This window comes from Selenomonadales bacterium, from assembly GCA_017442105.1.
Taxonomy (GTDB): domain Bacteria; phylum Bacillota; class Negativicutes; order RGIG982; family RGIG982; genus RGIG982.
Genome location: JAFSAX010000009.1, coordinates 1 through 3,277, shown reverse-complemented (window position 1 = coordinate 3,277; position 3,277 = coordinate 1). Strand labels below are relative to the sequence as shown.

The following is a 3,277-nucleotide window of genomic DNA, read 5'->3' as shown; positions in this document are numbered from 1 at the left end:
CTTTTGCTTTTGCAATTAGCGGTTGTTTTTGAAGAATTCAAGAGCAACCTGCGGGAAGATCGCATAGGAGAGAACGTCTTCGATGGAAGCGTTCGGATAACCTGCATCTGCCAACTGTTTTTTGAGTTCATCCAATTGCGGCGGAATGTTGTCTGCCGGACGGCAAGTGATTTCTTCTTTGCCGTTGAGGATTTTGTCTTTGTATTCCGGGTTAACCGGCTGCGGCGTACGGCCATAAAGACCACGGCAGAGGTCGCTGAATTCTTTCGGAACCATGGAGTAGCGTTCGCCACCCATTTTTTTCATCATTACGTTGAATGCAGCCATGGAACCAACGATCTGGCTCGTCGGAGTTACGAGCGGCGGGTAACCAGCGTCTGCACGAACGATCGGCATTTCGTCGAGAAGTGCCTGATAATCTTCGTCGGATTCAAGACCCATTTCGGACATCTGTTTGCGCAAGTTGGAGAGCATACCGCCCGGGATCTGGAAGTCAAGAACGTTAACGTTCGTGTCGAAGTGCGTGTTCAAGCCGAATTCTTCAGCGATTCTTTTCTTAACGCTAGCGAAGTGGAGAGCAACCGGTTTGAGAGCCTGACGGTCGATACCAGTGTCATATTCCGTACCTTCGAACGTAGCGATCATGGATTCCGTCGGCGGCTGGGAAGTACCGTTAGCGAACGTGGAGAGTGCGCAGTCGATGATGTCTACGCCAGCTTCAGCAGCTTTGAGTTCTGCCATTGCAGCCATACCGGAAGTATAGTGAGTGTGGAGGTGAACCGGAAGGTCAACTTCAGCTTTGATTGCTTTTACGAGATCGTAAGCAACGTACGGTTTGATCATACCGGACATGTCTTTGATACAGATGGAGTTTACGCCACGAGCCTGCAATTCTTTTGCAAGGTTAACGTAGTCCTGCGTCTGATGATACGGGCTGATCGTGTATACGCATACACCCTGTACGTGTGCACCGGAAGCAACGCCGGCTTTGATTGCAGTTTCAAGGTTACGAACGTCATTGAGTGCGTCGAATACGCGGATAACGCCGATACCATGTTCAACCATTTTTTTAACGAACATTTCTACAACGTCGTCAGCATAGTGGTTGTAACCGAGGATGTTCTGACCTCTGAGAAGCATCGAGATCGGAGTTTTCGGCAAGTGTTTTTTGAGGGTTTTAAGTCTTTCCCACGGATCTTCGTTCAAGAAACGAAGGCAGCTATCGAACGTAGCGCCGCCCCAAGCTTCCAAAGCCCAGAAGCCAGCATTGTCGAGAGTTTCCAACATCGGGATCATGTCTTCGATACGCATACGAGTTGCACACAAGGACTGATGAGCATCACGTAAAACGGTTTCCATAATTTTAACAGGTTTAGCCATTGGTATCTCCTCCTAAGAAATATGTAACTTTTCTTGTGAATAGCCGTATTTTTTAGTGCGTACAATCAACATGACGAGCTGTCGGTTGCAGCAAAAAACATACGCATTATCCAACATCTTTATTATAGATTTGAACGGATAATTTGTCAATTACCAAATCCAACTTATTTATGATGTTATAAATAAATATTATTAGGCGTATTACTTTTCGGAAAAAAAGATTTATTTGCAGAAAAAGCCCGACGGTTAAAATCGTCGGGCTAATTGAGGTTCGTGGAGGTCACGATGCGATTGCGTCCTGCTTCTTTGGCCTCATAGAGTGCTTTGTCGGCGAGCGAGATGATCTTTTCGCTGTCGGGTGCGTGTGCGGTGATGGCGGGGTCGTAGGTGGCGATGCCGAGGCTGGCTGTGATGGAGGCGGTAAAGGTACCGAGGCTGTCAGGGAAGTGGCTCGTTTCGATGGTGGTGCGTAGTTTTTCGGCAATGGTGAGGGCATCGGAGGTGCTGCATTCGGGTAAGATGATGCTGAATTCTTCACCACCGTAACGAGCAGCAAGGTCGATACTTCGGATGTTGTGATGAAGGATCTGGCCGACTTGGGCAAGCAGTTTGTCGCCTGTGAGATGTCCGTAGGTGTCGTTGTATCGTTTGAAGTTGTCGAGGTCGAGCATGATCAAACTGAGATGGCGTTTGAGGGAGGCGGATCGGCGCAGTTCTGTTTTGAGGAGCATGTCGAAGTTGCGGCGGTTGGCAAGACCTGTAAGACCGTCGGAGAGTGCCATGGATTTGACTTGGTTGTAAAGATGCGCTTTTTCCAGACCGAAGGCGACTTGACGGGTCATCAGTTTAGTAAATGCAAAACGCGTGAAGGTCGGCGTATTTAGTCCGCAGAGGAAGAATCCAAGTGATTCGTTGTCGTTTTTGAGTGGGAGCAGGAGAATGTGTTTGGCGGTATGAGATTCGGGTAAGGGGAGGTCATCGACATGAGAAAGAAGAGTGGCTTCTTCTTGTGCGAGGGCTGAAGAGAGTTGAGGATAGTGAGAGAGTGTGATCGCGTCGGATGTGGCTGTGTTGATGAACCGATACGTTTCCGAGGCGGTGTGCGTGAGTGCGCCGATACACCATGTGGCAGACAAGGCGCGAGAGATGCAGTCGGCAGAGTTTGACAAGATAGATTCGGGGTCTATCGTCATCGCTCCGATCTGCGCAAGTTCGGAGATGATCTTTTCTTCTTCGAGGTGCAGTTTGGTCATCTCATAGAGGCGGGCGTTTTCGATGGCGGTGCCTGCATTGCGAGCGAGTGCGGAGAGTAAGAGCAGATCGCGTGTGGTGAACTGTTTGCCGTCGACGGAGTATATCTCAAGTGTACCGAGGATGGTATCGCCGTAGATGAGCGGTGCGCTGATGAGAGATGTCACGTGTGAGAATACGAGCGGTGGGCAGAACAGGTCTTCGTGTTTAGACGGAGCGTTTTCGATAAGGGCGTGACCGCAGGCGAGGACGCGTCCGCTCAGGCTGTCGTTGCGTGATAGGACGGCGGGCGGATTATTGAGGCCGTAGGAGGAGGCGACTGTCAGACGGTCGTTGTCATCTTCTGTGAGTGTTAAGAGGCTGGCACTGCAGCCGAGAATGTCGGCTACCATGTCACAAGAGGCGTAGAGCGTGTCGGCAAGGTTCATTTGCGAGGACAGAAGTGTACCTGTTTTGGCAAAGGTCAGCTCGATGAGGTTTTGGCAAGGCGTGGGGGCGGGCGTTTCTGCGGGTGATGCGGCGCGGTCGTATCGGCAGAGCATTTCGTCGATATGATGATTTTTATGAGCGAAACATGCCATACCGATAAGGAAACTGGTGATAAAAAACAACAGCCACAGGAGGCAGTCGTACATGGTCATAGCGG

2 protein-coding genes are annotated in these 3,277 nt (G+C 50.2%); both read right to left on the bottom strand.

Annotated features, from left to right (window positions below):
- Positions 1-15: 15 nt before the first annotated feature.
- Positions 16-1,380, bottom strand: coding sequence for a pyruvate carboxylase subunit B (locus tag IJN28_00395; GenBank protein MBQ6712230.1), 1,365 nt, complete (start codon positions 1,378-1,380; stop codon positions 16-18).
- Between the two features lie 260 nt (positions 1,381-1,640).
- The coding region (locus tag IJN28_00390) for a sensor domain-containing diguanylate cyclase (GenBank protein MBQ6712229.1) at positions 1,641-3,277 on the bottom strand (1,637 nt) is incomplete at its 5' end.